Source organism: Lysobacter sp. GQ73 (genome assembly GCF_059758755.1).
Genome location: NZ_JCAXEE010000004.1, coordinates 314,091 through 336,863, shown reverse-complemented (window position 1 = coordinate 336,863; position 22,773 = coordinate 314,091). Strand labels below are relative to the sequence as shown.

Below are 22,773 nucleotides of genomic sequence, written 5' to 3'. Positions count from 1 at the left end.
ACGGATATTCGGCTGATCGGAGGCAGACGTCCTCAGGTCCGGCCAGCATCGCGCATCGCACATCGCGGATCGGAGCCTTGCTGCAGCATCGCCAACGCTCTTCAGTCACGTTTTACGAAGGCCAGCCGATTGGCGCGCCCTCGGTACAGTTTTGCAAAGCCGCGGCGAGCGATACGTCGCGGTGATATGCAACGGAGCGCCGATCATCCCCCCGATCGGCGCTCCGATTTCGTTTCTGGTGGTCGCGTTTCGCGGCCGGATCTATGCGCCGGCCCAGAGCTTCTAGAAGCGGCGCAAGCCGCGACCGCGCAAACGCGATCGCCCGCGCCGGCAACCGCAGATTCGCGGTCGCGGCTGCGCCGCTCCTACAGGAGGATGCCTGCGTGGCTCCGATGACAGCTGCAGTCGTCGCGGGTGCCGTGTGTAGCCGCGAACTCGCGAAGGCAAGAGAAAGACCCGGAGGGCGGCCCGCAGGGATGCGGGCCGTTTTTCATCGGGACAGGGATGTCCCGTATGAAAAAGCCCCGCGTATGCGTCGCGCGTGCGGGCCCTTGATTCAAAACAAAGCAACTTCTTTGGTTACCTTTCTTTTGTTGCTTTAGACAAAAGAAAGTAACCCGCCGCTTCAGTGGCGGAAGCTTTGGACTTGATCTTGATCTTGATCTTGTTTGAGAGAGACGTAGCGAAACCGCCGCAGCGATGTCGCGGCTTGCGCCGCTCCTACCTCTCGAGAGCACACCGCTTCTACGACCGGCGACAGCCTCGCCGCCTCTACGCGTCCCATAGTCGCGACTCACCTCGCTCCTTCAGGGGCACAACCGAAGGCGACGCGACATTGGGACATGGCGGTCGCGGCTCGCGCCGCTCCGGCCCTATAAGCCGCTCCGCGAGCGAACGATCACCCCACCAGCCGCAATACATCGTCCAACAGCCCCGCCGCGGTCACTTCCGCGCCCGCACCCGGGCCCTGGATCACCAGGGGCTGTGCGCGATAACGGTCCGACCAGATCGCGACCTTGTTGTCGGTGCCGGCGCCGCCGGCCAGGGGATGGTCGCCGGGCAGGGATTCCAGGCCGACCTTGGCCGAGCTGCGGCCGTCGTCGCGACGCTCGAGGCGGGCGATGAAGCGCAGCTTCTCGCCGTTCTTGTAGGCTCCGGCATAACGCTCGCGCAAGGGCGCATCGAGCGCCGGCAGCGCCGCGTCCACGCCGTCGCGCGACAGGATCGCCAGTTCCGGCGGCACCAGCGAAGCCACTTCGACCTCGCCGGCGTCCAGAGCGACGCCGGCGGCGCGGGCCAGGATCAACAGCTTGCGCCGCACGTCCTCGCCGGACAGGTCGTCGCGCGGGTCGGGCTCGGTATAGCCGGCATCGCGCGCCTGGCGTACCAGCGCCGAAAACGGGCGCATGCCGTCGTAGTGATTGAACAGCCAGGCCAGCGAGCCCGACAGCACGCCGGCGATGGCGTGGATACGGTCGCCGCCGGCCTGCAGTTCGCGCAGGCTGCGCAGCAGCGGCAAGCCGGCGCCGACCGTGGCGCTATCGCCGTAGCCGCTGCCGCCTTGCGCGCAGGCGTCGCGGATCGCGCGCCACCGCGCCAGGGTAGTGCCCTGCCCGATCTTGCAGGCGGTGACCACATGGATGCCCTGCGCCAACCACTGCGCGTGTTGTTCGGCGACCGCTTCGCTGGCGGTCGCATCGATCACCACCCGCGCACCCTCGCCTTCGAGCGCCAGCGCGATATCGCCCAGCGAACTAGGCTGCACCGAATCGGCCAGGGCGGCGACCGCCCGCTCCGGCGAAATGCCGTCGAGGCCGACCGCGGCGCGGCGCGAGTTCGCGACATGCACCAGCGACAGGCGTTCGCCGAGCGCGGTGCCGCGCCACGAGGTCAGCCGCGCGATCACCGCGCCGCCGACGGTGCCGGTGCCGAGCAAGGCGACCTTCGCCGGTGCCGACCGGGCCGCGGCGGCGCTGGTCGGGCGCGGCCGCGCCTGCGGAGCCTGCCCGTGCAGGGCGCTGGCCGCGGCGTTCATCGTTTGACGCGCGCCGCCGTGGCCACCGCGGCGGCGGCGCGTTCGAGCGCGGCTTCGAGGTCGGCGACCAGGTCGTCGACGTGTTCGATGCCGATCGACAGGCGCAGCAGACCGTCGCTGATGCCGGCGGCGGTGCGCGCTTCCAGCGACATCGCGGCGTGGGTCATGGTCGCCGGATGGGCGATCAGGCTTTCGACGCCGCCCAGCGATTCGGCCAGGGTGAAACAACTTAGCCCTTCGACGAAGGCCCGCACCGCCTCCTCGCCGCCTTCGATCTCGACGCTCAGCATCGCGCCGAAGCCCTTCTGCTGGCGCGCGGCGAGCGCATGGCCGGGATGCGATTCCAGGCCCGGGTAATGCACGACGCGCACGGCCGGATGGTTGTCGAGCAGGGCCGCGATGGCCCGGGTGTTTTCCTGGTGCACGCGCAGACGCGCATCGAGGGTGCGCAGGCCGCGCAGGGTCAGGAAGGCATCGAACGGCGAGCCGGTCAGGCCGAGCGCATTGGCCCACCAGGTCAGCTGCTGGTGATGCTCCGCGCTCTTGGCGACCACCGCTCCGCCGACGACGTCGCTGTGGCCGTTGATGTACTTGGTCGTCGAATGCACGATCAGGTCCGCACCGAACGCGATCGGGCGCTGCAGCGCCGGCGACAGGAAGGTGTTGTCGACCACGGTCAGCGCGCCCTGGGCGTGTGCGGCCTCGATCACGAAGCGCAGGTCGGTGATGCGCAGCAGCGGGTTCGACGGAGTTTCGATCCAGACCACGGCCGGCTTGGTCGCCAGCGCTTCGGTCAGCGAGCGCGGGTCGGTCAGGTCGGCGGTGATCAGTTCGAACGCGCCTTTCGCCGCCAGCGCATTGAACAACCGCCAGCTGCCGCCGTAGCCGTCGTGCGGCACGACGATGCGGTCGCCGGGCTTGAGGAAGGCGTGCAGCACCAGGGTGATCGCCGACATGCCGGTCGAGGTGACGACGCCGCCGGCGCCGCCTTCGAGTTCGGCCAGGGCTTCGCCGAGCAAGTCGCGGGTCGGATTGCCGCTGCGGGTGTAGTCGTACTGGCGCTTGTCGTTGAAGCCGGCGAAGCTGAAGTTCGACGACAGCACGATCGGCGGCGTCACCGCGCCATAGGCGATGTCGCGGTCGATGCCGGCGCGCACCGCGGCGGTGCAGGTGCTGCGGATGCTGGTCGTGCTGGGGGTCGTGATCACTGGTGCCGCTCCGTTGTTCTGAGTGCTCATGCGGCCGCCTGCGTACAGTCGGCCAGCGCTTCGCGCAGGATGGTGTCGATGTCGGATTCTTCTTTCAGGCACGCGTCGTGCCCGTAGATGGAGCGCAGTACGCGCAGGCGGGTTTCGCCGCGCAGGCGTTCGATGAGGTCGTAAGACTCGCTGAGCGGGATCAGGCGATCCTCGCTGACCGCGACCACGGTGACCGGCACGCGGATCGTCGAGGGATCGATCTGCTGCAGGTCGATCGATTCGGACAGGCGCAGGAAGGCGGTGGCCGGCGTGCGCGCGACGTACTTGTTGCCGCAGTGGTCGAGGTAGTCCTCGGCGGCGACGCGGACGCGGCCGTCGCGCACCTCGGCGTTGCCGAAGCGTTCGGCGAACTCTTCCGGGGTGCGATAGCTCAGCACCGCCAGTTCGCGCGCCAACGCCAGGCCCTGGCTCTCGTCGCACTGCAGCGCACCGAGCGCGACCGCGCGGCGCTGCAGCGCGCGCCAGGCGGCGGCATAGGGATGGGCGCGGTGGGTGCCGCTGATCGAGACCAGCTCGCCCAGGCGCGCGGCATGCCGCGAGGCGAACTGCAGCCCGACCATGGCGCCGTAGGAATAGCCGATGAAGGCCTGCAGGCGTTCGATGCGCAGCGCGTCGAGCAAGGCGGCGATGGCGTCGGCCTGATCGGCCGGGTCGAGTGCGATGTCGAGGGTCCCGTCGGCGCCGATCCAGTCGAACGAGACCAGGTGGTGCCGGGCCGGATCGAGCGAACGGCCGGGCCCGACCTGGCTCTGCCACCAGCCTGGCTCGCCGAATTCGCGGCTCGGCGCCAGGTGGCGGTGCGCCGAAATGCCGCCGGCGACGAACAAAGCCGGCAGGCTGCGGTCGCCCTGGGTTTCGTAGCGCAAGGTCAGGCGGCGGCGGCCGGCGTGGCGCAGGTCCAGTTCGACCTCGATCTCGCCGCGGATGGCGGCGGCACGGCCGCTGCGCTCGAACACGTCGGGGGAAACGATCGCGGGCGAAGCGTAGGAAACGAAGCTGTCGCTGCGTTCGAACGTGGTGGCGGGGCTGTTGGCGAAGCTCATGGCGGTCATCCGAAGTGAACGGGCCACCGAGCTGCAAGTCGCAAGTGCGCCGGAAGCGCACTTCGCAACCATCTTCCGACCGACGCCATGAGGCGGGCCGCAGGAATTGGCACCTTCACGCAGCTTGCGCCGCGTTGGGTTGCCCCGGCTTCTAAGGGCCTGTCCCTCAGCCGGTCTCGATGGATGGCCTCAGTCTGCCGACCGGCGGCAGACGTGTCAATCGCTTCATCCGCATATAGCGATTTATCATGTAGCCCCACTCGACCGTCACGGTGGCCACCCCGTTGCCACCGCCCGCGCATACACTTGGGATGATGAATAGCCGCCTCGTTGCCGCCGTCCTGGCCACCGTCCTGCTGTCGGCCTGCGCCACCCGCCCGGTCCTGGAATCGGAAACCCGCACGACCAGCGCCGGTCGGGCCGGAGTGCGGATCGTGCCCGAACGCTTCGTCTCGGCCGAAAGCCCCGAGGACGAACTCGATTCGCTGGCCACCTGGCCGACCGAGGACGGCGCCACCTGGCTGATCGCCAGCGCCAAATCGACCCATCGCCTGGCGGTCTACGACGCCGGCAGCGGCCAGCGTCTGCGCACGGTCGGCGGCAAAGGCCAGGCGCTCGGCCAGTTCAAGCGCCCGAACGGGCTGACCGTGTTCGGCGACCATCTGTTCGTGGTCGAGCGCGACAACCACCGCGTCCAGGTACTGCGCCTGCCCGACTTCGTCCCGCTCGGCAGCTTCGGCGACGCCGAATTGCGCAGTCCCTATGGCGCGTGGATCAACGAGATCGCGCCCGGCGAACTCGAGGCCTACATCACCGACAGCTTCATGTACGGCGACAAGCACGACCGGGTGCCGGAGCTGAGCGAGCTCGACCAGCGCGTGCGCCGCTACAAGATCCATTTCGACGACGGCGATGCGATGCGCAGCGAATATGTCGGTTCGTTCGGCGACACCAGCGAGGAGGCCGCCCTGCGCGTGGTCGAGTCGATCGCCGGCGACCCCGCCAACGACCGCCTGCTGATCGCCGACGAGGACGCCCGCCGCCTCTCGACCTTGCGCGAATACACTCTGGCCGGCCGCTACACCGGCCGCCGCCTGCCCGACCGCAGCTTCGACGCCCAGGCCGAGGGCGTGGCCCTGTGGAGCTGCCCGAACGGCGCCGGCTACTGGATCGCCGTGGACCAGCTGATGCCGCGTACGATCTTCCACGTCTTCGACCGCGTCAGCCTGATGCAGCAGGGCAGCTTCAGCGGCGAGGTCACCGCCCACACCGACGGCATCGCCCTGCACGCCGCCGGCACGAGCGCATTCCCGACCGGCGCCTTGTACGCGGTGCACGACGATCGATCGGTGACTGCGTTCGACCTCGGCGACATCGCCCGCTCCCTGCAACTGCAGTCCGGCTGCCTGAATTGACCCTCCAGACCTAGCCACCGCCCAGACCTCGCTCACGCTGCACCGACGCCGCCCTACGAACCCGACCATGCCGCGCCTTACCGCCCTGATCGCCGCCTGTCTTTGCACCAGCCTGCTCGCCGTCCCGGCAGTGCAGGCCGCCAAGCTCTACCGCTGGACCGACCGCAGCGGCATCAGCCACTACGGCGATCGCCCGCCCGGGGCCGCGCCGCCCTCGGAAGTGCAGGTCATCCCGTTCCGTGCCGAACCCGGCGCGATCGCGCGCCTGCGCGTGCAGCAGGACGGCGACCGCTACCTGGCCTGGGCCGACAACAGCCTGTCCGGGCCGATCGAGGTCCGCCTGGATTTCACCCACAGCAACAACATCGCCGGCTCGCCCTCGCTGCCCGCCTTCGCCACCGTGGGCGCTCGCGGCAGCGCCGTGGTCGCGGTGCTCAGCGCCCAGGACCCGACCCGCGGCGGCGACTTCGAGCTGAGCCTGCGCAGCACCCCGGGCGACCCGGCCGCGCGCGCGCAAAACGTGGACTACCTGCTGCCGCTGCAGCAGCAGCAATTCCGCATCGACCAGGGCTATGGCGGCCATTTCAGCCACACCGAACCCGAACACCGTTATGCGGTCGATTTCGCCGCCGACATCGGCACCCCGGTGCTGGCCGCACGCGACGGCTCGGTCATGCAGGTCGAGTCCGATTTCGACAAGGCCGGGCTCAACCTGGAAAAGTTCGGCGACCGCGCCAACTTCGTCCGCATCCTCCACGACGACGGCAGCATGGCCTTGTACGCCCACCTCAAGGCCGACGGCGGCGTGCTGGTGCGCACCGGCCAGCGCGTGCGCGCCGGCCAGCAGATCGGCCTGTCCGGCAACACCGGCTTCAGCACCGGCCCGCACCTGCATTTCGCCGTGCAGATCAACCGCGGCATGAAGCTGGAATCGATCCCGTTCCGCATGAGCGGCCCGCAAGGCCCGCTGCGCCTGAGCGGCGGCACGCGCTGAGGTCGGCCGGTTCTGGGCAGAGCGGCGCGAGCCGCGGCCACGTCCCTCGCCCGCAGCGACGCCACCTGCGGCAGCCCTGCGGTCGCGGCTCGCGCCGCTCGGCCCCGATAGTCCGCCCCGGCGATCCGGCCATCGCCCGGCGCCCGCCGGCCCAGGCGCGCCGCCCGGGTATACTTCCGCCCTTCCTCTTGCCTCCCGACGCGCCCCGGGCGCGCCGTTCCCATGTCCGAAGTCTCCCAAGAAGCCCTCCGCCGCCGCACGTTCGCGATCATTTCGCACCCCGACGCCGGCAAGACCACGTTGACCGAAAAGCTGTTGCTGTTCGGCGGCGCCATCCAGATGGCCGGCTCGGTCAAGGGCCGCAAGGCCGCGCGCCATGCCACCTCGGACTGGATGGCCCTGGAAAAGGAACGCGGCATCTCGGTCACCTCCTCGGTGATGCAGTTCCCCTACGAGGGCCGCATCGTCAACCTGCTCGACACCCCCGGCCACGCCGACTTCGGCGAGGACACTTACCGCGTGCTGACCGCGGTCGACTCGGCGCTGATGGTCATCGACGTCGCCAAGGGCGTCGAGGAACGCACGATCAAGCTGATGGAGGTCTGCCGCCTGCGCGACACGCCGATCATGAGCTTCATCAACAAGCTCGACCGCGAAGGCAAGAACCCGATCGAGCTGCTCGACGAAGTCGAATCGGTGCTCGGCATCCAGTGCGCGCCGATCACCTGGCCCATCGGCATGGGCCAGCGCCTCAAGGGCGTGGTCCACCTGCTCAGCGGCGAGGTGCACCTGTACGAGCAAGGCCGCAACTTCACCCGCCAGGACTCGACCATCTACGCCTCGATCGACGACCCCGCGTTCGAAGCGCGCATCGGCGCGCCGATGCTGGCCGAACTGCGCGAGGAGCTGGAACTGGTCGAAGGCGCCTCGCATCCGTTCGACAAGGCCAAGTACCTGGCCGGCGAGCAGACCCCGGTGTTCTTCGGCTCGGCGGTCAACAACTTCGGCGTGCAGCTGCTGCTGGATTTCTTCATCGAGCACGCCCCCGCGCCGAAGCCTCGCGAGACCACCACCCGCGAAGTGCAGCCGACCGAAGACAAGCTCAGCGGCTTCGTATTCAAGATCCAGGCCAACATGGACCCGCAGCACCGCGACCGGGTCGCCTTCATGCGCATCTGCTCGGGCAAGTTCAGCGCCGGCATGAAGGCCTTCCATGCCCGCACCGGCAAGGAAGTGAAGCTCGCCAATGCCCTGACCTTCATGGCCAGCGACCGCGAAATCGCCGAAAGCGCGTTCCCGGGCGACGTCATCGGCATCCACAACCACGGCACGATCTCGATCGGCGACAGCTTCAGCGAAGGCGAAGCGCTGTCGTTCACCGGCATCCCGAACTTCGCCCCGGAACTGTTCCGCCGCGCGCGCCTGCGCGATCCGCTCAAGCTCAAGCAGTTGCAGAAGGGCCTGGCGCAGTTGTCGGAGGAAGGCGCGACCCAGTTCTTCCGCCCGCTGATGAGCAACGACCTGATCCTCGGCGCGGTCGGCGTGCTGCAGTTCGACGTCGTCGCCTACCGCCTCAAGGACGAGTACGGCGTGGACGCGAGTTTCGAACAGGTCGGCGTGGCGACCGCGCGCTGGATCCGCTGCAACGACGCCAAGAAGCTCGAAGAGTTCCGCGACAAGAACGCGCTGAACCTGTCGGTCGACGCCGCCGGGCAGTTGGTCTATCTCGCGCCGACCCGGGTCAACCTGCAACTGGCCCAGGAACGCGCGCCCGGCGTCGAATTCCTCGCCACCCGCGAACACGCGCACGCAGTGGCGCTCGATTGATGCAGGCGCTGCGGCGATGGTGGCGGCATTTGCCGAACACGCGTTGCTGAGCAAGCGCAGCGAAGTCGCCGCGCTCGACTGCAAGGACGCCTATCCGGTCAAGGCGGTGCTGGACATCCCTCGCCTGCGCAGCGGCAAGGCCCAGGCGGTGGCGCCGCTGCATGCCCTGCATCCGATCCACCGCATCGACCGCGACTCGGCGCTGCAGGCCACCCGCGCGCGGGCTCGGGCGCTGCGGGCGCGACGCGAGGACGTGCCTGCTCGCGGGGACTGGACCTGACGATGTTGAACGACATCGTCCCTGCGGTCTCGCAGATCAAGTCGTGCGCGACGGCGAGCGCTGGTTCGCCTCCGAGGGCAACGGCCGCCTCTACGCGATGCGCGAGGCGCTCGGCTAAGACAGGGGTGTTGATCGAAGTCGAGGAATACCGATTCGACCGCCTGCACAAGATCCAACGCCGGCTGCTGCGGGTGCGCCGCTTGAACTGACCCGGATAAGCGTCGACCGGCGCCGTGTGGATATCCGGCCCACGCATCGCGCCGTCGCTCGCTGTCGCCCTGTCCTGCGGTCCGAGGCCCCTCACCGGACTGCGCCGTTCTTCGCGTTTCGCCGATGCTGCGCGGCAGCATCGACTAGGATCGGCCGGCCGGCCACTCGAGCCGGCATCAACCAGGAGGGGGACGTATGTATTACTTGGGCATCGTGTTGTGCCTGATCGGCGGTCTGTGGATCGTCGTCAACGCGTTTCGCAAGAGCATCTGGTGGGGACTGGGTTCGCTGCTGATCCCGTTCGTGGCGGTGATATTCGCGGTCATGAACTTCGCCCAGAACAAGATTCCGCTGATCATCTACATCGTCGGCTTCGTCCTGCTGATCGTCGGCATGCCGTCGATGAGCCAGATGGCGGCCGTCCCGGCGGCCTGAGCCGCCGCCGCGATCCGGCCCGGGGCCCAACCGCCTCGGCCGGGTCGCTCGCCCTGCGCCGGCCTCCAGGCTTGCGTCTCCTGCAGGCCGCGGGCGTTCTGGCCCCTCCCCGCGCCCGTGACCCGGGTCGCGAAACCGGACCGCCGGCACCTTACCGTCCCTGTCCTTTCATCCTGACTGCGGGCATTTGCCCCAGACCGCGCTAGGATGCCGGAACCATGCCACTCGCCCATGCCCCCGCTCACGGCGAACACTCGATCCGCGAAGAGATCGCCAACGCACTGACCCACGGTCTCGGCGCCACCGCGGCCTTGGCCGGCGGCGCCGTCATGATCACCCTGACCGCGATCTACGGCGACGCCTGGCAACTCGGCAGCGCGATCGTGTTCGGAATCAGCCTGCTGCTGCTGTATCTGGCCTCGACCCTGTACCACGCGATCCAGCATCCCGTGCTCAAGGGCCGGCTCAAGGTCTTCGACCACTGCGCGATCTATCTGTTGATCGCCGGCACCTACACGCCCTTCACCCTGATCGGCCTGCGCGGCCCATGGGGCTGGGGCCTGTTCGCGGCGATCTGGGGCCTGGCCTTCGCCGGCATCGTGTTCAAGCTGTTCTACACCGGCCGCTTCAAGCTGCTGTCGACGATGATCTACATCGCGATGGGCTGGCTGGTGCTGGTCGCGATCAAGCCGCTGCTCAACGCCCTCGATGCCTGGACCCTGAGCTGGCTGCTGGCCGGCGGCCTGTGCTACACGCTCGGCACGGTGTTCTATCACCGGCCCTCGCTGCGCTATTCGCACGCGATCTGGCACCTGTTCGTGGTCGCCGGCAGCGTCTGCCATTACATCTCGGTGTTCGCCCAGGTCGTCCCCTCGCCGGCCTGAACACCGCACGCCGCGTCCACGGCGTATTCACCTTCGCTTTACCGGCCTGCCGCAATGGTGAGGGCATCGTAGCGAACAGGTCCCGCCGCGCGGGCCGATGGCGAACGCATCGCCGGCATGATCGGCCTCCGCGCTTGATGCAATGAGCGCGTCTCCCACTCCTCCCGTATCTGCGTCCGCCCCTGCCGATTCTTCGACTTGGCGGACGAGTCTGCGTCGCCATCCCTGGCGCGCCGCATTGGCGTTGCTGGCCCTCGGCATCGCCGCCTTGCTGTGGCTGTGGGACTGGAACTGGTTCAAGGGCCCGATCGAACGCCAGGTCGAGGCGCGCACCGGCCGACGCCTTGAGATCGCCGGCGACCTCGACGTCGATCTCGGGCGCGTGCCGGTGATCCGCGCCGACGGCTTGAGTTTCGCCAATGCCGACTGGGCCCAACAGCCGCTGATGGCTTCGGCGCAGCGCCTGGAACTGGCGGTCGAATTCTGGCCGCTGCTCAAGGGCGAAGTGCGCATCCCCGACATCCGCCTGACCCGTCCGCAGCTGAATCTGCAGACCGACCCCAAGCACGGCGGCAACTGGAAATTCGGGCGCGACGGCGGCGGCGAGCTGCCGGTGTTCCGCCGCATCTGGATCGACGACGGGCGCTTGCGGTTTCTCGACGCCGCCGGCAAGACCGACATCGACCTGGCCGTCGCCAGCCGCGAGGCGCGGCGCGAGGACGCCGCGCCGCCGGTCGAGGTCGAAGGCGGCGGGCGTTGGAAGAACAATCGCTTCACCCTCGAAGGCCGGGCCGAATCGCCGCTGGAGCTGCGCGACGCGCAACGTCCGTATCGGATGAACCTGCGCGCCGTGGCCGGCGCCACCCGCGCGCACGCCCGCGGCGAACTGGTCGACCCCTTCCATCTGGGCGACTTCGAGCTGCAGCTCGCCCTGGCCGGCAAGAACCTCGCCGACCTGTATCCGCTGCTCGGCATCGCGCTTCCGCCGACCCCGCCTTATGCGCTCGACGGGCGCCTGGGCCGCGACGGCGGGCGCTGGAACTACGACCGATTCACCGGCAAGGTCGGCGACAGCGATCTCGCCGGCAGTGCCAGCGTCGACACCGGCGGCGCGCGGCCGTATCTGCGCGCCGACCTGGTGTCCAAGCGCCTCGACATGGACGATCTGGCCGGCTTCGTCGGCGCGCCGCCTCAGACCGGGCGCGGCGAAAGCACCAACCCCGAACTCGCCGCCGAACATGCGCGCCTGGATGCCAGCGCGAAGCTGTTGCCGGACACGCCGTACCGGCTCGACAAACTGCGGGCGATGGATGCGGACGTGAAACTCAAGGCCGCTCGCATCAACGCGCCGGGCTGGCCGATCGAGGACATGCAGGCGCACCTGCTGCTCGAAAACGGCCTGTTGAAACTCGACCCGCTCAACTTCGGCGTCGCCGACGGCGACATCCGCTCGGTCGTCAGCATGGACGCACGCCGGTCGCCGATCCGCACCCGCGCCGAGATCACCGCGCGCAAACTGACCCTGGCCAAGCTGCTGCCCAAGGTGAAACTGGCCCAGGACGCGGTCGGCAAGGTCGGCGGCCGCATCGCCCTGACCGGCAACGGCAATTCGGTCGCGAGCATGCTCGCGACCAGCGACGGCGACGTCGCGGTCGGCATGGGCCAGGGCCAGATCAGCAACCTGCTGATGGAATTCGCCGGGCTCGACCTGGCCGAGATCCTCAAGTTCAAGCTGACCCACGACCGCAAGATCCCGATCCGTTGCGCCTTCGGCGATTTCGCCGTCGCCGACGGCGTCATGACCGCGCGTTCGCTGGCCTTCGACACCAGCGACACCATCCTGGTCGGCAGCGGCACCATCGACCTCGGCGACGAGCGACTCGACCTGCTGATCCGCCCGCGCCCGAAAGACCGCAGCCTGTTCGCCCTGCGCACCCCCCTGACCGTCACCGGCACCTTCAAGCAACCCAACGCCCGCCCCGACTTCAAGCGCCTGGGCCTGCGCGGCGCCGTCGCCGTGGCGCTGGGCAGCATCGCCCCGCCCGCCGCCCTGCTGGCCACGATCGAACTCGGCCCGGGCAAGGATGCCGGGTGCGCGGCGCACGTGGTGAATTGAGCGACGTGGGTTCTTACGCACCACCCGGCCAAGCCGCCTAAGGCTGCCGCTGTGCCAGTAACGGTTGCCGTATCGCCGTCGCTGTTACCCCCTCTGCCACATCCAGATTGACCGCAAGCGTCGAAGTCACCGCCGTTGTGACTGTTGATGTCGCTGACGCTGTTGTTGCGGTTGCCGTTGCCGTTGCGGTTGCGGTTGCGGTTGCGGTTGCCATGCGTAGCCTGGCACTAGCGACGGCTAAAGAAGACCCGGAGGGCGGCGCGCAGGGATGCGCGCCGTTTTTCATCGGGACAAGGAGGTCCCGTATGAAAAATCCCCGCGGATGCATCGAACGCGCGGGCCCTTGATTCAAAACAAAGCATTTTTCTTTGGTTAGCTTTCTTTTGTTGCTTTGGACAAAAGAAAGTAACCCGCCGCTTTAGTGGCGGAAGCTTTGGGTTTGATCTTGATCTTGATCTTCCCACGAGAAAAGCGCCGCGAGACCGTCGCAACGATGTCGCGGCATGCGCCGCTCCTACCCTGGCGAACGCACGCCGCTTCGATAAAGGACGACGGCCCTGCCGTGTCTGTGCGTTCCGCGGTCGCGACTCACGTCGCTCCTACAGGGACTCACCCGAAGAGGACGCGACATTGGGGCATGGCGGTCGCGGCTTGCGCCGCCCTGGCGAAAGCACGCCGCTTCGACAAAGGACGACGGCCCTGCCGCACCTGCGCGTTCCGCGGTCGCGACTCACGTCGCTCCTACAGGGACTCACCCGAAGACGACGCGACATTGGGACATGGCGGTCGCGGCTTACGCCGCTCCTACCCTGGCGAAGGCACGCCGCTTCGACAAAGGACGACGGCCCTGCCGTGTCTGCGCGTTCCGCGGTCGCGACTCACGTCGCTCCTACAGGGACACACCCGAAGACGACGCGACATTGGGACATGGCGGTCGCGGCTTGCGCCGCTCCTACCCTGGCGAAGGCACGCCGCTTCGACAAAGGACGACGGCCCTGCCATGTCTGCGCGTTCCGCGGTCGCGACTCACGTCGCTCCTACAGGGGCACACCCGAAGACGATGCGATATTGGGACATGGCGGTCGCGGCTCGCGCCGCTCCTACCCTGGCGAAGGCACGCCGCTTCGACAAAGGACGACCGCCTTGCCGTGTCTGCGCGTTCCGCGGTCGCGACTCACGTCGCTCCTACAGGGACACACCCGAAGACGATGCGATATTGGGACATGGCGGTCGCGGCTTGCGCCGCTCCTACCCTGGCGAAGGCACGCCGCTTCGACAAAGGACGACCGCCTTGCCGTGTCTGCGCGTTCCGCGGTCGCGACTCACGTCGCTCCTACAGGGATACACCCGAAGACGACGCGACATTGGGACATGGCGGTCGCGGCTTGCGCCGCTCCTACCCTGGCGAAGGCACGCCGCTTCGACAAAGGACGACGGCCCTGCCGTCTCTGCGCGTTCCGCGCTCGGGACTCACGTCGCTCCTACAGGGCAAGGTTTATGCGCCAGGCCGATGCGTTCGCTCTCGGACAGGAGCGACGCAAGTCGCGACCGCGCCGCCGCCCGCTGCGTCCTACGTCTCGGCGCCCTACATCGTCACCCCCGCCCCCGGATGGGCTAGGTCGTACTCGAGGTGCACGTCCCAGGTATCCCCTGCGGGGTAGGTCCGCTTGAGGTCGTACTCGACTCGCCCGTCGGGAAAACGGCGCTCCGCGACCGGGCGGATCCGCTCCAGACAGGATTCGAAGCTCTGCGAGCCGGTGACCATGTTGTCGTGGCCGTCGAAGGAAATCTCGCGCAATACGATCTCACGCCCTTCACGGCAGCGTCCGCCTTCGGCCTTCGGGTCGCTCGGCCCTTCGATGCGCAGCAACAGATCGAAACGTTCGCCGCGATCCTCCTGCCCCAGGATCGCGACCCGGTCGATGCGCGGGGCCCGGCCAGCGAACACGTCGTCCGCTTCGATCGGAAAATCGAGCACCGCGGTCGCCACGTCGATGCGCTTGCCGTCGTCCGCGACCGATACCTTCGCCGGGCGCTGCGGCGGGGGCGCCGGCTTCGCAGCGACGCCCTTGGCCGGTGTTTGCGCGGCCCCGGCAGGCGGGTCGGACGAGGCGGCGCATCCGGCCATCGCTACGGCGGCGACGAAGGCAAGGGACAGGCGCAAGGCGGTGGCGCGGAATCGGCTCATGGTGATCCTTCACGGGAATGACGCAGGACGGCCATCATCCCATCGCGTGCCTGTTTCCTGCGAGAACGGATCGCCGCGCGTGTGCCGCCTGCGACGCCAGGCGGCGCGGCCTCGCCTGCCATGCCCTGACTGGCGCCGCTCTCATCGGCGCCGCTTTCATCGGCACCGCTCTCAACTGGCGATGTAACGCTGCAGCTGATCCAGTTCGACCTGTTGGTCCTCGATCACCGCCTTGACCAGGTCGCCGATCGAGACCACGCCGACGACCCGGCCCGATTCGACCACCGGCAGATGGCGGATGCGCCGGTCGGTCACCAGTTGCATGCAATGGTCGGCGCTGTCGCCGAGCCCGACCACCACCACTTCGGCGGTCATGATCGCGCGCACCGGGGTATCGGCGGAGGAGCGGCCCTGCAATACGATCTTGCGGGCGTAATCGCGCTCGGACAGGATCCCGGCCAACTGCGCGCCGTCCATCACCAGTACCGCGCCGATGCGTTTCTCGGCCATCAGCCGGATGGCGTCGATCACCGGCGCGTCGGGACCGATCGCATGGATCTCAGGCGCTTTCGCCTCCAACAGCTGTCTTACGGTGCGCATGACTGTCTCCTTCCGCGAGCTGGGGAAACCGTGTCTGGTCCGAGGATACTCCTGGCGCGGGCTGCCAGGTGTCGATGAGGTAAAGCGGGCGCTGTTTCGATTCCTCGTACAGCCGGCCCAGGTATTCGCCGATCAGGCCCAGTGCGATCAACTGCACACCTCCCAGGAACAGGATCACCGCCATCATCGTCGGCCAACCCTGGACCTGGTCGCCGAACAGCAACGCTTTGAGCACCACCTTGGCGCCGAACGCGAACGCCACCAGCGCCGTCGCCAGGCCCAGGTACGTCGCCAGGCGCAGCGGCGCGGTCGAGAAGCTGGTGATGCCTTCGAGGGCCAGGTTCCACAGCCGCCACAGGTTGAACTTGCTGGCCCCGGCCACGCGCGCTTCGCGGTGATAGGGCAAGGCGATGCGGTTGTAGCCGACCCAGCCGAACAGGCCTTTCATGAAGCGGTGGCGTTCGCGCAATTGCCGCAACGCGTCGAGCGCGCGCGGCGACAGCAGGCGGAAGTCGCCGGTGTCGGCCGGGATCGGGGTGCGCGAGAGCCGCCCGATCACCCGATAGAAAGCGTGCGCGGTGGCGCGCTTGAACCAACCCTCGCCCTCGCGCTCCAGGCGCGTACCGTAGACGTCGTCGTAGCCTTCGCGCCACTTGGCGACGAACTGCGGGATCAGTTCCGGCGGATCCTGGCCGTCGGCATCGAGGATCAGGGCGGCGCCCTGCTCGACCCGGTCCAGGCCCGCGGTCAAGGCCGCTTCCTTGCCGAAATTGCGCGACAGCCGCAGCAAGGCGACCCGCGGATCGGCCGCGGCGATGCCTTGCAGGATTTCCCAGGTGCGGTCGCGGCTGCCGTCGTCGATGTACAGCACTCGCCCGTCGACGCCTTGCGCGGCCAGCGCATCCAGGGCCGCGGCGATGCGCGGCTGCAGCAGCGGCAAGCTCGGCGCCTCGTCGAAGGCGGCCAGGACGACGGTGATTAGATCGCGATTCATGCCCGACATAGTAGCGGCGACGCCGGCCGCGCCGATGTGATCGCCGCTCGGCGCCGCGAGCTCGGGCCGTGCCGCGGTGCGGCGCCCGTCCCGGCCTGTTGGCCCGAATCGCCTGGCCCGCCCCGGCTCAGTCGATCTGCTTCAGATACCCGTTGCCGCCGATCGAGCGCATCTGCCGCTGGATCGCGCCGGCGCGGCGCTGCACGTAGGGGCCGGGCCGGGAAATGCTGTAGCGCTTGGGATTCGGCAGCACCGCGGCCATGCGCGCGGCCTCGGCCGCGCCGAGCTGGCGCGCGTCCTTGCGGTAATAAGTGCGCGCCGCCGCCTGGGCGCCGTACACGCCGTCGCCGAACTCGGCGAAGTTGGCGTACATCTCGATGATCCGGTGCTTGGACCACATCGATTCGATCAGCAGGGTGTACCAGGCCTCGACGCCCTTGCGGATCCAACTGCGGCCGCTCCACAGGAACAGGTTCTTCGCGGTCTGCTGGCTGATCGTGCTGCCGCCGCGGACCTTGCGGCCGCGCGCATTGTTCTTGCGCGCCTTCTCGATCGCCTTGAGGTCGAAGCCGAAATGCTCGGCGAAATTCTGGTCTTCCGAGGCCACCAGCGCGACCGGCACGTTCGAGGACATCTCTTCGAGGTCGCGCCAATCGTGGGCAAGACGAAAGCCGAAATCGCCCGAGCCCCAGGCTTCGAGCTGGCGGATCATCATGAACGCCGAGAACGGCGGGTCGACGAAGCGCAGGGTCGCGACCTGCAGCACCGAGGCCAGCACGAACAGGAACGGCAGGGCGATCAGCCAGCGCAGCCAGCGGCGCAGACGCCGCGGGCGCGGCGCCGGCGCGGCCGGCTCGCCTGCGGCGGGCGAGGACACACGCTCGGTCAAGCCTTGCACCGCATCGCCTCCGTCCCCACTCTTGCCCCGTGGCCGCGCGAGCGCCCATATGCCGGCACTGCTGAAATTCGCTCCGAACGCATCGGCATGCTTTCCCTCCCCCCTTCACAGGACCCCGCGCATTATCCGCGATGCGGCGTCCCGCATTCGCATAACCGCACGATCCGCGCGACCGAGAGTACGACGATGACCGAAGCCCGCCCCGCCGCCCAGCCCGACGACCGCGACCGCCTGACCCGCTTTTTGATCGAAGGGGCCGGCGTCCGCGGCGTGCGCGTCCATCTGCACGATACCTGGCGGCAGATCCGCGAACGCTCCGACTACCCGGCCGCCGCGGCCGAGCTGCTCGGCGAGGCGGCCGCGGCTGCGGCGTTGTTCACCGGCCACGCCAAGGTCGACGGCCGGCTGTCGGTGCAACTGCGCGGCAACGGCGCGCTGCGCACCTTGTTCGCCGAATGCACCGCCGCCGGCACCCTGCGCGGCATCGCCCAGCTCGACGAGGATGCCGGCGAGGTATCGCGCGACCTGCGGACCATGGGGCCGGACGCGATGCTCGCCATCACCATCGAGAACCCGGGCCTGCACGGCCGCGAACCGGTCCGCTACCAGGGCCTGGTCGGGTTGGAGTCCGATTCGCTGGCCGGCGCGTTCGAGGGGTATTTCCGCCAGTCCGAGCAGCTGCCGACCCGCTTGCTGCTGGCCGCCGACGAACGGCAGGCCGCCGGCCTGATGCTGCAGAAGCTGCCCGGCGACGAAGGCGACGACGACGGCTGGGTACGGGCCGGCGCCCTGTTCGACACCCTCACCGCCGCCGAGTTGCTCGAGCTGCCGACCGACACCCTGCTGACCCGGCTGTTCCACGAGGACGGTATCCAACTGCTCGGCGGCAAGCCGCTGGGCTTCGCCTGCTCGTGCTCCCGGGAGCGGGTCGAGGCCATGCTGGTCTCGCTCGGCCGGGAAGAAGCCGAGGCGGCCGCGGCCGACGGCGAAGCCGAGATCCGCTGCGAGTTCTGCGGCCAGCGCTATGGTTTCGACCGCAACCAAATTGCCGGCCTGTTTGCCGCCGCAGGCCACGAAATAGAGGCTCCCGACCGGCTACAGTGAGGGCGCATCGGTCGGATTTGAGACATCGTCCCGATTGTTAAATAAACATAAACCGGCTATAGTCGGGCGGCAAGAAATGGGGAACTTGGCCGGCTTCACTCGGTCATAACGACGGTCTGCACACCTAAAGAATCCATGCTCAAGCACCTGCGCCAATTGCCGCTCGTCCTGTCGCTCGCCTTTGGCGTGGCTGCGGGCGCGCATGCGCAGGCGCTGCCGGGCAAGCGTGCGGAGCCCACTTATCTGCCGGTCTGGAACCAGAACAACGGCAAGCTGGAATACCTGCTGCAGTTGGAGCCCGCGAGCAATCAGGTAGCCGGCGCACGCTGGAAAGCCGGCAGCAACATCTTCGATGCGACGCTCGGCCTGGAAGCCGGCGACGGCCTCGGCCTGGTCTGCGATCGCAAGACCGGCCTGGCCGGCGTGGTCGGCAACCTCGCCAATCACTGCCTGCTCGCCAGCCTCGACGACGATGCGCGCAACGACAGTCGCCAAGTGACCGCCGGTGCCAGCATCAGCCGTCCTGGTGGACGCGTCGGCGTCTCCGTCGGTACCGGCCGCGACACCATGCCGGCTTGGCTGAGCCCGAACAGCCGACCCAGCCGGGTCGAACAGAACACCCTGACCGTTTACGGCCAGAAAGACATCGGCAGCGGTTATGCGATGGTCTCGATCGGCGGCACCCGCGCGCGCGCGCGCCTGATCCCGGCCGGCGAAATGCCGGGCCTCGCCGATCGCTGGAGCAGCAAGAGCCTGACCCTCGGTGCCGGCATCGGCAACTTCGGCGCCAACATCATCGGCCGCGTCGTCGACACCCCCGGCCCTGGCCAATGGGAAGGCCTTGGCGTCGGCCTGACCTGGCGCACGCCGTGGAGCGGCCAGCTCACCGTCGGCGCCGAAAACGTCGTTACGCGCGGCAAGAATCCGTTCGCCCCCGGCAACGGCGAAAAGGACGAAGGCACCGTGCCCTACGTCCGTTACGAGCAGGATCTCTGATCGGGTTTCGGCCCGGGACGCGCGATCCACCCGGGGCGATGCCTCGCGGCCTTACCTCTCAAACGCCTCAAGCGCCCGGCCATGACGGCTGCGAAGCTCGCAATATGCTGCGCATCGGCTGCGTTCCGGCTATGCGGCCGACGCCGTTTGCGCGCCCGGGGCAACACAATCGATTGCCCGTGATCGGCTTTTCGAGCGCCGGGCCTCGATTTATCGGCATCGGCCTCGCTCCTGGCCGCGCCCGGCGCTCGGCCTCTGCCCCACCTCAGCCGGCCGCTCAGCTAGCTGAATAGGCACATTAGCCGACGTGACGGCCGTTCCCAGAAAAAATACGCGAAAGTACGGTGGAGACTGGCTCACAGCCCTCGCGCCGCATACGTCACAAATAGACGCTTAACGACACTTTAATTTTTCCGAAGGCGCGGTTAGGATCGGCGAACCTTGCCGGCCTTGGCGTCTGATTTGACTCCTCCGGCGGGATACACGGGTACACCAGACCGATTCGGAGAGAGAGAATGACTTTTAAAACCACCAAGCTCCGCGACGCGATCACCTTCGCGCTCGCAGTGGGCTCGACGGCCCTCGCAGGTGCCGCCGGCGCGCAGGACGCGAGCGCCCCCGCCCAGAAGGAAGCGACCACCCTCGATCGCATCGAGGTCACCGGTTCGCGCATCCGTCAGGTCGATCTCGAAACCGCTCAGCCGGTTCTGTCGATCACCCGCGCGGATATCGAAAAGCAAGGCTTCCAGTCGGTCGCCGAAATCCTGCAGAACATCTCTGCAGTCGGCGCACCGGCGATCAGCCGCGCGATGCCGCTGTCGGCCGGCGAAAACGTCGGCGGCCAGTTCATCAGCATGCGTAACCTCGGCGCCACCCGCACCCTGATCCTGGTCAACGGCAAGCGCCTGGGCATCAGCACCAGCGGTCTGCAGGACGTCTCGCTGATCCCGACCGCTGCGGTCGAGCGCATCGAAGTGCTGAAGGACGGCGCCTCGTCGATCTACGGCTCCGACGCCATCGCCGGCGTGGTCAACATCATCACCCGCACCAACTTCGAAGGCGCCACCGCCAACGCCTACTACGGCCAGTACAGCGAGGGCGACGGCGAAACCACCCGCGCCGACTTCGTCCTCGGTTTCACCGGCGACCGCGGTTCGCTGACCGCCGCCGTCGAATACCGCAAGGAAGAAGCCGTGTTCTCGGGCGACCGCGAATTCTCGGCTTATCCGCAGGGCCCGATGCATCCGACCCGCGGCTGGACCACGGTCAGCCAATGGGGCGTGATCAACCTGCCGGCCGCGCTCGGCGGCAACCGCGTGCTCAACGCCGGCGCCGACTACCGCAACATCGCCAACTACCACGCGCAGAACGCGAACACCGGCGGCACCGCTGCCGATCCGAACGGTTCGACGATCGACAAGAGCAACACCAACCTGCAGACGCACCTGCGTACGCCGTTGGAAAGCCGCTCGCTGTTCGTCAACGGCGTGTTCGACATCAACGACAAGCTGCGCTTCCGCAGCGACATCCTGTACTCGTCGCGCGATGCCGAGCGTCAGGTCGCCGGCTATCCGTTCCAGAGCGCGTCGGCCGGTCCCGTCCCGGGCGGCTTCCGCATGTCGCGCGACAGCTACTACAACCCGGTCGGCTCCCACCACGGCTTCGCCACCCCGCAGGACGTGAACTTCTGGCGTCGTACCTGGGAAGTGCCGCGCACCGACAAGCCCACCTCGACCACCTGGCGTTTCGCCGCCGGCCTCGAAGGCAACTTCGATCTGGGCGAGCGCACCTTCGATTGGGACGTGGGCTACCTGTACAACAACAACAAGGTCACCCAGGAAAACTACGGCAACCTGAACATCGAGCGCACCAAGCAAGCGGTGGGCCCGTCGTTCCTCAACGCCAATGGCGTGGTCCAGTGCGGCACGGCCGCCAGCCCGATCCCGCTGACCCAGTGCGTGCCGTGGAATCCGTACATCCCGTTCGGCCGCACCGGCGACGGCGGTCTCACCGGCAACCAGGCCCTGCAGGACTTCCTGTTCCAGCGCCTGAACTCCAGCGGCGAGACCGAAACCAGCGTGTACAGCGCCAACCTCGCCGGCTCGTTGTTCGCCCTGCCGGGCGGCGACATGGGCTTCGCGGTCGGCTATGAACACCGCAAGGAAGAAGGTCGCTTCATCCCCGACGCGCAGGCCGTGACCGGCAACTCGACCACCCTCGCCGGCGGTCCGACCCAGGGTTCGTACAAGGTCGACGAGTTCTTCGTCGAGCTCGCGATCCCGCTGCTCGCCGATCTGCCGGGCGCCAAGGAACTGAGCTTCAGCGTCGCCAGCCGTTATTCGGACTACGACACCTTCGGCGACACGGTCAACAACAAGTTCGGCTTCAAGTGGAAGCCGATCGACTCGTTGCTGGTCCGCGGCACCTGGGCTGAAGGCTTCCGCGCTCCGACCATCAACGATCTGTACGGTGGCGGCTCGCAGACCTTCTCGTTCTTCACCGATCCCTGCGACACGACCTTCGGTGCCGCTCGCGGCAACGCGCGTTGCTCGGCCGACATCGTCAATGCGGCGGCTTTCCGTCAGCTGCAGCAGGGCTTCGTCCCGGCGACCGGCACCAATGCGCAGACGCCGGTGGCGTTCTTCTCCGGTTCGAACCCGAACCTGATTCCGGAAACCTCGGAGTCGAAGACCCTGGGTCTGGTCTGGAGCCCGGGCTTCGTCGAAGGCCTGAACGTCAGCCTCGACTGGTGGACCATCAAGATCGAAGACACCATCGTCGCCGACACGCCGACGCAGATGCTCAACGACTGCTACCTGCAGAACGACGCTGCGCGTTGCGCCGGCTTCACCCGCGATCCGGTCCTGGGCTACGTCAACAGCCTGAACTTCACCAGCATCAACGCCGGCTACCGCGAGACCGAAGGCTACGACTTCGAGTTGAATTACCGCCTGCCCACGCAGGTCGGCAACTTCAACCTGAACTGGCAGACGACCTACACCGTCCAGGATGAGATCAAGACCGACACCAACCCGACCACCCTGCCGCAGCAGCTGGTCGGCTACGCGACGTCGCCGGGCTTCATCGGCACGTTCCGTGTCCGTTCGAACGCCAGCCTGAGCTGGGAGAAGGGTCCGGTCAGCGCAACCTGGGGTGCTCGCTACTACTCCTCGATGAAGGAAACCTGCTTGTCGGCCACGCTCTTCCCGAGCGAGTGCGACAACCCGACCTTCCGCGCCGCCAACCCGGCTCAGACCCGTCCGACCAACAAGCTGGGCTCCAACACCTTCCACGACCTCGAAGTCCGCTTCGCGACCCCGTGGAATGCGACTGTCGCGCTGGGCGCCAACAACGTGTTCGATCACGTCGGCCCGACCGTGTACAGCCAGCCGAGCGCGAACGTGTCCTACCAGGGCCAGTTCGACATCGGTCGCTTCGTGTACATGAAGTACCAGCAGCGCTTCTAAGCAACACGCGTTGCCGCAACACCGGAAC

Annotated in this window: 17 protein-coding genes and 1 riboswitch; of the genes, 10 read left to right on the top strand and 7 right to left on the bottom strand. The window is 67.8% G+C overall.

All coding sequences use genetic code 11. The features are described from left to right. Positions 1 to 898 precede the first annotated feature (898 nt). From AC6CH2_RS14025 to metX, 3 genes are read right to left on the bottom strand one after another with little or no spacing between them, the layout of a single operon-like run. Complete coding sequence (locus AC6CH2_RS14025) at positions 899 to 2,035, bottom strand: homoserine dehydrogenase family protein (protein ID WP_498269760.1); 1,137 nt, start codon at positions 2,033 to 2,035, stop codon at positions 899 to 901. Then, positions 2,032 to 3,243, bottom strand: a complete 1,212-nt coding sequence (locus AC6CH2_RS14020) for an O-succinylhomoserine (thiol)-lyase (RefSeq protein WP_498269759.1) — start codon at positions 3,241 to 3,243, stop codon at positions 2,032 to 2,034. The genes AC6CH2_RS14025 and AC6CH2_RS14020 overlap by 4 nt, the downstream gene beginning before the upstream one ends. A 26-nt stretch (positions 3,244 to 3,269) precedes the next feature. Continuing rightward, positions 3,270 to 4,337, bottom strand: coding sequence for a homoserine O-succinyltransferase MetX (metX, locus tag AC6CH2_RS14015; protein ID WP_498269758.1), 1,068 nt, complete (start codon positions 4,335 to 4,337; stop codon positions 3,270 to 3,272). Positions 4,338 to 4,402: 65 nt separating this feature from the next. Continuing rightward, a riboswitch (SAM riboswitch) is annotated at positions 4,403 to 4,523 on the bottom strand. A gap of 128 nt (positions 4,524 to 4,651) precedes the next feature. Here metX and AC6CH2_RS14010 point away from each other — a divergent pair. The 7 genes from AC6CH2_RS14010 to AC6CH2_RS13980 all read left to right on the top strand — a co-directional run bounded on the left by AC6CH2_RS14010 (position 4,652) and on the right by AC6CH2_RS13980 (position 12,498). Continuing rightward, the gene (locus AC6CH2_RS14010) at positions 4,652 to 5,752 is read left to right on the top strand and encodes a phytase (protein ID WP_498269757.1); all 1,101 of its coding nucleotides are present in this window, start codon (positions 4,652 to 4,654) and stop codon (positions 5,750 to 5,752) included. 67 nt (positions 5,753 to 5,819) lie between these two features. After that, positions 5,820 to 6,746, top strand: coding sequence for a peptidoglycan DD-metalloendopeptidase family protein (locus AC6CH2_RS14005; protein ID WP_435395034.1), 927 nt, complete (start codon positions 5,820 to 5,822; stop codon positions 6,744 to 6,746). 222 nt (positions 6,747 to 6,968) lie between these two features. After that, complete coding sequence (locus AC6CH2_RS14000) at positions 6,969 to 8,573, top strand: peptide chain release factor 3 (protein WP_435395033.1); 1,605 nt, start codon at positions 6,969 to 6,971, stop codon at positions 8,571 to 8,573. A 16-nt stretch (positions 8,574 to 8,589) separates the two neighbouring features. Continuing rightward, positions 8,590 to 8,853: a hypothetical protein gene (locus AC6CH2_RS13995; protein ID WP_498269756.1), complete on the top strand. Its 264-nt coding sequence runs from the start codon at positions 8,590 to 8,592 to the stop codon at positions 8,851 to 8,853. 405 nt (positions 8,854 to 9,258) lie between these two features. Continuing rightward, positions 9,259 to 9,498: a hypothetical protein gene (locus AC6CH2_RS13990; protein ID WP_498269755.1), complete on the top strand. Its 240-nt coding sequence runs from the start codon at positions 9,259 to 9,261 to the stop codon at positions 9,496 to 9,498. Between the two features lie 218 nt (positions 9,499 to 9,716). Continuing rightward, on the top strand, positions 9,717 to 10,382 hold the full coding sequence (gene trhA, locus AC6CH2_RS13985; protein ID WP_498269754.1) for a PAQR family membrane homeostasis protein TrhA: 666 nt from the start codon (positions 9,717 to 9,719) through the stop codon (positions 10,380 to 10,382). A gap of 142 nt (positions 10,383 to 10,524) precedes the next feature. After that, on the top strand, positions 10,525 to 12,498 hold the full coding sequence (locus AC6CH2_RS13980; RefSeq protein WP_498269753.1) for an AsmA family protein: 1,974 nt from the start codon (positions 10,525 to 10,527) through the stop codon (positions 12,496 to 12,498). Between the two features lie 1,585 nt (positions 12,499 to 14,083). On the opposite strand, the gene AC6CH2_RS13975 is transcribed toward AC6CH2_RS13980, so the two are convergent. From AC6CH2_RS13975 to mtgA, 4 genes are all read right to left on the bottom strand, one after another. Continuing rightward, positions 14,084 to 14,686, bottom strand: coding sequence for a hypothetical protein (locus AC6CH2_RS13975; RefSeq protein WP_498269752.1), 603 nt, complete (start codon positions 14,684 to 14,686; stop codon positions 14,084 to 14,086). A 171-nt stretch (positions 14,687 to 14,857) separates the two neighbouring features. Further along, a complete protein-coding gene (locus AC6CH2_RS13970; RefSeq protein ID WP_498269751.1) occupies positions 14,858 to 15,286 on the bottom strand; it encodes a CBS domain-containing protein in 429 nt (142 codons plus the stop codon). Next, positions 15,246 to 16,280 carry a glycosyltransferase family 2 protein gene (locus AC6CH2_RS13965; protein ID WP_498269750.1) on the bottom strand — a complete coding sequence of 345 codons (1,035 nt, stop codon included), beginning with the start codon at positions 16,278 to 16,280 and terminating at the stop codon, positions 15,246 to 15,248. The genes AC6CH2_RS13970 and AC6CH2_RS13965 overlap by 41 nt, the downstream gene beginning before the upstream one ends. 127 nt (positions 16,281 to 16,407) lie before the next feature. After that, positions 16,408 to 17,157, bottom strand: coding sequence for a monofunctional biosynthetic peptidoglycan transglycosylase (gene mtgA, locus AC6CH2_RS13960; protein ID WP_435395038.1), 750 nt, complete (start codon positions 17,155 to 17,157; stop codon positions 16,408 to 16,410). A 207-nt stretch (positions 17,158 to 17,364) separates the two neighbouring features. On the opposite strand from mtgA, the gene hslO reads away from it, so the two are divergent. The 3 genes from hslO to AC6CH2_RS13945 all read left to right on the top strand — a co-directional run bounded on the left by hslO (position 17,365) and on the right by AC6CH2_RS13945 (position 22,745). Continuing rightward, on the top strand, positions 17,365 to 18,282 hold the full coding sequence (hslO, locus tag AC6CH2_RS13955; RefSeq protein ID WP_498269749.1) for an Hsp33 family molecular chaperone HslO: 918 nt from the start codon (positions 17,365 to 17,367) through the stop codon (positions 18,280 to 18,282). A 135-nt stretch (positions 18,283 to 18,417) separates the two neighbouring features. Beyond that, positions 18,418 to 19,278, top strand: a complete 861-nt coding sequence (locus AC6CH2_RS13950; protein WP_498269748.1) for an XOO1806 family protein — start codon at positions 18,418 to 18,420, stop codon at positions 19,276 to 19,278. Between the two features lie 515 nt (positions 19,279 to 19,793). Continuing rightward, entirely contained in the window at positions 19,794 to 22,745 is a 2,952-nt protein-coding gene (locus tag AC6CH2_RS13945; protein WP_498269747.1) for a TonB-dependent receptor, read from the top strand. Positions 22,746 to 22,773 lie beyond the last annotated feature (28 nt).

Bases quoted from the DNA above. Each gene is read 5' to 3' on its own strand.
- AC6CH2_RS14025 (WP_498269760.1), bottom strand. From the start codon at position 2,035: ATGAACGCCGCGGCCAGCGCCCTGCACGGGCAGGCTCCGCAGGCGCGG.
- metX (WP_498269758.1), bottom strand. From the start codon at position 4,337: ATGAGCTTCGCCAACAGCCCCGCCACCACGTTCGAACGCAGCGACAGC.
- AC6CH2_RS14010 (WP_498269757.1), top strand. From the start codon at position 4,652: ATGAATAGCCGCCTCGTTGCCGCCGTCCTGGCCACCGTCCTGCTGTCG.
- AC6CH2_RS14005 (WP_435395034.1), top strand. From the start codon at position 5,820: ATGCCGCGCCTTACCGCCCTGATCGCCGCCTGTCTTTGCACCAGCCTG.
- AC6CH2_RS14000 (WP_435395033.1), top strand. From the start codon at position 6,969: ATGTCCGAAGTCTCCCAAGAAGCCCTCCGCCGCCGCACGTTCGCGATC.
- AC6CH2_RS13995 (WP_498269756.1), top strand. From the start codon at position 8,590: ATGGTGGCGGCATTTGCCGAACACGCGTTGCTGAGCAAGCGCAGCGAA.
- AC6CH2_RS13990 (WP_498269755.1), top strand. From the start codon at position 9,259: ATGTATTACTTGGGCATCGTGTTGTGCCTGATCGGCGGTCTGTGGATC.
- trhA (WP_498269754.1), top strand. From the start codon at position 9,717: ATGCCACTCGCCCATGCCCCCGCTCACGGCGAACACTCGATCCGCGAA.
- AC6CH2_RS13980 (WP_498269753.1), top strand. From the start codon at position 10,525: ATGAGCGCGTCTCCCACTCCTCCCGTATCTGCGTCCGCCCCTGCCGAT.
- AC6CH2_RS13975 (WP_498269752.1), bottom strand. From the start codon at position 14,686: ATGAGCCGATTCCGCGCCACCGCCTTGCGCCTGTCCCTTGCCTTCGTC.
- AC6CH2_RS13970 (WP_498269751.1), bottom strand. From the start codon at position 15,286: ATGCGCACCGTAAGACAGCTGTTGGAGGCGAAAGCGCCTGAGATCCAT.
- AC6CH2_RS13965 (WP_498269750.1), bottom strand. From the start codon at position 16,280: ATGAATCGCGATCTAATCACCGTCGTCCTGGCCGCCTTCGACGAGGCG.
- hslO (WP_498269749.1), top strand. From the start codon at position 17,365: ATGACCGAAGCCCGCCCCGCCGCCCAGCCCGACGACCGCGACCGCCTG.
- AC6CH2_RS13950 (WP_498269748.1), top strand. From the start codon at position 18,418: ATGCTCAAGCACCTGCGCCAATTGCCGCTCGTCCTGTCGCTCGCCTTT.
- AC6CH2_RS13945 (WP_498269747.1), top strand. From the start codon at position 19,794: ATGACTTTTAAAACCACCAAGCTCCGCGACGCGATCACCTTCGCGCTC.